The sequence below is a fragment of the Micropruina sp. genome (genome assembly GCF_027492755.1).
Lineage (GTDB): Bacteria > Actinomycetota > Actinomycetes > Propionibacteriales > Propionibacteriaceae > Micropruina.
On record NZ_JAPUED010000257.1, the window covers coordinates 1 to 4474 of the forward strand.

Consider the following 4474-nt stretch of genomic DNA (forward strand, 5'->3'; position numbering starts at 1 on the left):
CGCCGGGGATCGCCGAACAGCTTCACCAGCAGCGCGCCGGCCACATTGAACCGTTCGCTCATCTGCGCGCCCATGTCGGCGTTCAGCACCATCTGCCGGTGGGTCAGCGCGGCCAGCCGGCGACCGAGGATGCGGGCCGGAATCAGGAACAGCGGCACCAGCAGGAACGCGCCGATGGTCAGCTGCCAGGACAACGACGCCATCGCGATCACGATCACCACCAAGCTGATCGCGTTGCCGACCAGGTTCTGCAGCACCGAGGTGAAGGCCTGCTGGGCACCGATCACATCGCTGTTCAACCGGGTGACCAACGCGCCGGTCTGAGCCCGGGTGAAGAAGGCGATCGGCTGACGCAGCACGTGGCCGAAGACCTCGGTGCGCAGGTCGAAGATCAACCCTTCGCCGATCCGCGCCGAGTACCAGCGTTCGACCAGGGTGAGTGCCGCGTCCGCCACCGCCAGGACCGCGACGACAACCGCGAGTTGAATGACCAGACCGGCGTTGCCCGGAATCACCCCGTTGTCGATCAGTCGCTGCAGGATCAGCGGCGACGCCACCACGAGCAGCGAATCGACCACGGTGAGCACCAGGAACATCGCGATCAGGCCGCGGTAGGCGCCCGCGTAGGAGAGCACCCGCCGCCATGTCCCGGGCGCCAACCGGTGCTCGCGCACCGACGCGTCCCGAGTCATGGAGTTCATGACCTGCCATCCGGAAAGACTCACGGTGTCACTCAACCACGCGCCACCGACAGAGATTCCCGCCACTGCCGGACGGTGATCTCGTCATCCCCAGCTTGACCCGGCATCTCGACCCCACCGAGATCCCGGCGTTCGACCGGCATGACGGGTGCCCGCGTCCGTTGATCGAGCCTGTCGAGATGCAGGTTCGAGTCCCGTTGATCGAGCTTGTCGAGATCCTGGTTTCGACAAGCTCAACCAGCGGTGACTACAAGCTCAACCAGCGGCATTACTCGAACGGCAACGGCTCCGGATTCATCGTGACCGCGGCCACCGCGGCCGTCATCCGGCGCCGATGATGCCGACGGCAGAGCACCTCGTAGGCGACCACCCGATCCTCGGACGGCACCACGTCACCGACCATCACCTGCTCTCCCTCGGTGACCATCACACCGTCAACGGTGCGGGCGTTGTGGGTGGCCGGCTCGCCGCACCAGCAGCGGGGCCGCACCTGCAGCAGCTCCATCCGGTCGCACAGCTCCACCAGCCGCCGGGTGGCCGGGAACAGCTCAGTGCGGAAGTCGGTGAGGATCGCGAAGCAGTACACGTCGAGCTGCAGTTCGTCGACGACCCGGGCCAGCTGGTCGATGTGGTCCGGGGTGTAGAAGTGGGCCTCGTCGCAGATCAGGTAATCCACCCGCCGTCCCTGGGTGAGCTCGCGGATCACGTACGACCAGAAGTCGAGTTCGTCGGTGACTTCGATCGCCGGCTGCTCGAGCCCGATCCGGGAGGACAGCGTTGCCTCGCCAGCACGGTCGTCGCGACTGAACACCCGCCCGGACCGGCCGGCCTGGGTCTCGGTGAAGTCGGTCTGCAACGCCAGCGTCGACTTGCCGCTGTTCATCGGACCGGTGAAGAAGATCAGCTGCGCCATCGCTCAGCCGATCAGCAACGGCACGGTCAGCTCGGCTGGGGTCAGCGAGCCGTGCATGCCGACCAGTCCGAACTCGTTCGGCTGACCGAGCGTCATCAGCGCCCGGTCGGTCGCCATCGCGACCAGGACGTCGCCGAACCGGTCCGCGAGCCGGGGCGGCAGCGGTCCGAACCAGCCGGCGTCGATCGCCTCGTCGCGGGTCAGCACCCAGGCGTCCGGGCCGAGCAGGTCGGCCCACCGCCGGGCGACCGGTTCGGCCTTGCCCGCGACGTACAGCTGGCGGAACCGTCCCTCGCCGCCGATCATCCGCACGCCCGCCACCAGCTCCGGGTGGTCCTCAATGGTGAGCCGTCGATCCGTGGCGATGTCGACCATGCCGTGGTCACCGGTGATCAGCAGCCGGACGTCGTCGGGTAGCGCCGCGCGCAGCGCCGAGGCGAGCGCATCGACCCGGACGAGTTCCGCGGCCCAGGCGTCCGAGCGTGTGCCCTGCTTGTGGCCGGCATGGTCGAGGTCGCGGTCGTAGAGGTAGACGACGCTGCGCGGCCCGGACAACGCCGCCTGCACGGTGAGCTCCACCCGGCGGTCGATGCCGGACCCCTCGTCATAGCCGAGGAAGTCGGCGCCACGCAGCGCGCAGGTGGTCAACCCGCTGCCCCGGAACCGGGACGGCGTGACGGTTGTCGCGCGGACGCCGGCCTTCGCGAGCCGCTCGAAGACGGTCAACTGGGGCTGCACGTCCAGGCCGTCCAGCCCGGGCTCCCACAGCAGCGCGTTCAGCAGCCGTCCGCCGAGCCGGAAGGTGTAGCCGGCCAGGCCGTGCTGTCCGGGGGTCAGCCCGGTGCCGAGGCTGGTGATCGAGGTGACGGTGGTGCTCGGCGCACCCGAGGTGATCGTCGACGACGCGGCGTTGTCCAGCAAGCCGGTCAGGAACGGCGCCAGCTGTTCCCGGCCCTGCAGCAGATCGCGGCCCAGTCCGTCGACCAGCAGCACCACGAATCGTTCGGACGCCGGCAGTCCGAGCACGTTGTCGCGTCCGGGCAGGCCGAGGACGGCGGCGATGCTGGGCAGCACATCGGACAGCGTGGAGCTGCCGTAGGCCGGCGGCGTGGGCAGGCTCACCGGCCACCGCCGGCGGCGACCTGCAGCGCCGTCGCGAAGGCCATCAGGCGTGCCACGTTGTCCGCTCCGTCGGCCGCCGCGCTCATCCGCACGGTCAGATCGTCGGCGGCCAGCGTGCCGGAGTAGCCGTGATCGGCGTCACATTCGGGGTCACCGCAGTGGGCCGGTTCGAGATCGACCCGGCGGGCCGTCCCCCAGCCGACGCTCAGCCAGGTCTCGACGGTCGCCGACCGGTTGCTGCCGTGCCGTTCGGGATGGGCGACGACCCGGGTCAACGCGACCGAGGTGACCTTGTCCAGGCGCACCGACTCGGTGGTCGACATCGCCTGCCCGGCCTCACCCGGGGCGTCCGACTCGTCGGTGTGACCGACGATCAGCCGGGTCGGGGTCAGCACCAGCACCGACATGTGCCGCTGGATCTCGTCGCGGGCAAAAGTCGCCTCGTGATGAATAACGTGTTCCCGCACCTCTTCGCCGGCGATCGCCATGGCCACCGTCTCGGCGATCAGGTCGGGGAAATACCCGCAGGCGTCGATGTCGCGACGCAGCGCGGCTGGCAGTGCGAGCGAGGTCACCGGCTCATCTTCGCACCGGACGCGGCGACTGCCCAAGTCCGCCCCGATTCCACGGGGCCGGGTGCGGCAACTCGCCCTCGACCGGTGCGCACTCTACGGTGGCCCGGTGAGCACCAAGCCGTTCATCGCCGCCCGCGTCGAGGAGTTCCTCGACCGGCGGATCGAGGACGCGTTCCGCGCGCTCGGCTGGCGCGAACAGGTGATCGCCTACACCGGGTACGGATCCGGCGACTTCCTGCGGGTGATGGCCCGGGTGAAGCTGGTCCCGCAGTGGTCCCGCAGCCAGCTCGGCCGGGTCACCAAGGAGTTCGTCAAACGCCGCGGCTGGCGCAGCTTTCTCACCGCGCCGTGCGTGCGGGCGCGGGTCACCATCACCGTCGGCGACCGGACGGTCACCGCGACCACCGATCGCGGGGGCTACCTCGACCACCGGATCGTGGACCATCAGTTGGCGTCCGGCTGGCAACAGGTCGTCGTCCAGAGCTCGAAGTCGGCACCGGCCGCCTGCGACGTCCTGGTCATCGACGAGGACGCCCGCTACGGGTTGATCTCCGACATCGACGACACGGTGCTGACCACCTGGCTGCCCCGTCCGATGATCGCCGCCTGGAACAGCTTCGTCCGCGACGAATCGAACCGGCAGTCGATCCCCGGCATGGCGCGGTTCTACCACCGCTACCTGAACGCCCATCCCGGCGCACCGATGTTCTACCTGTCCACCGGCGCCTGGAACACCTACGACTTCCTGAAGCGCTTCCTGGGGCAGCACAACTACCCCAAGGGCCCGCTGCTGCTCACCGACTGGGGACCGACCAACACCGGCTGGTTCCGCTCCGGCATGGAGCACAAACGGACCAGCCTGCTGCGCCTGGCCGCCGAATTCCCCCGGATCACCTGGCTGCTGGTCGGCGACGACGGCCAGCACGACCCCGAGATCTACGCCGAGTTCGCGCACTCGCACCCCACGCACGTCGCCGCGGTCGCGATCCGGCAACTCTCCCCCGCCGAACAGGTGCTGGCCCACGGCACCAACATGCCGCTGGAAGAAGCCGAACAACTGGCCGGCACCGACACGATCTGGGTCGAAGCCCCCGACGGACGCGGCCTGGTCGCGCAACTGCGGACGGCGCTCGGCGGCACCGCCGGGTGAGCTTGTCGAAACC

At 69.2% G+C, this 4474-nt stretch carries 5 protein-coding genes; 1 reads left to right on the forward strand and 4 read right to left on the reverse strand.

Translation table 11 applies throughout. The features are described 5' to 3' along the window. The 4 genes from Q0066_RS17490 to Q0066_RS17505 all read right to left on the reverse strand — a co-directional run. Window positions 1–701, reverse strand: a 701-nt coding sequence (locus Q0066_RS17490; RefSeq protein WP_298135321.1) for an ABC transporter transmembrane domain-containing protein, incomplete at its 3' end; no start/stop codon positions are given. A gap of 268 nt (window positions 702–969) precedes the next feature. Beyond that, window positions 970–1614: a thymidine kinase gene (locus Q0066_RS17495; RefSeq protein WP_298135323.1), complete on the reverse strand. Its 645-nt coding sequence runs from the start codon at window positions 1612–1614 to the stop codon at window positions 970–972. A gap of 3 nt (window positions 1615–1617) precedes the next feature. Beyond that, a complete protein-coding gene (locus tag Q0066_RS17500; RefSeq protein WP_298135325.1) occupies window positions 1618–2736 on the reverse strand; it encodes an alkaline phosphatase family protein in 1119 nt (372 codons plus the stop codon). After that, complete coding sequence (locus Q0066_RS17505; RefSeq protein WP_298135327.1) at window positions 2733–3311, reverse strand: DUF5998 family protein; 579 nt, start codon at window positions 3309–3311, stop codon at window positions 2733–2735. The genes Q0066_RS17500 and Q0066_RS17505 overlap by 4 nt, the downstream gene beginning before the upstream one ends. Before the next feature lie 106 nt (window positions 3312–3417). Between Q0066_RS17505 and Q0066_RS17510 the strand changes: the two genes are divergently transcribed. Then, window positions 3418–4461, forward strand: coding sequence for a phosphatase domain-containing protein (locus Q0066_RS17510; protein WP_298135329.1), 1044 nt, complete (start codon window positions 3418–3420; stop codon window positions 4459–4461). The last annotated feature ends 13 nt before the right edge of the window (window positions 4462–4474 follow it).

Bases quoted from the DNA above. Each gene is read 5' to 3' on its own strand.
- Q0066_RS17495 (WP_298135323.1), bottom strand. From the start codon at position 1,614: ATGGCGCAGCTGATCTTCTTCACCGGTCCGATGAACAGCGGCAAGTCG.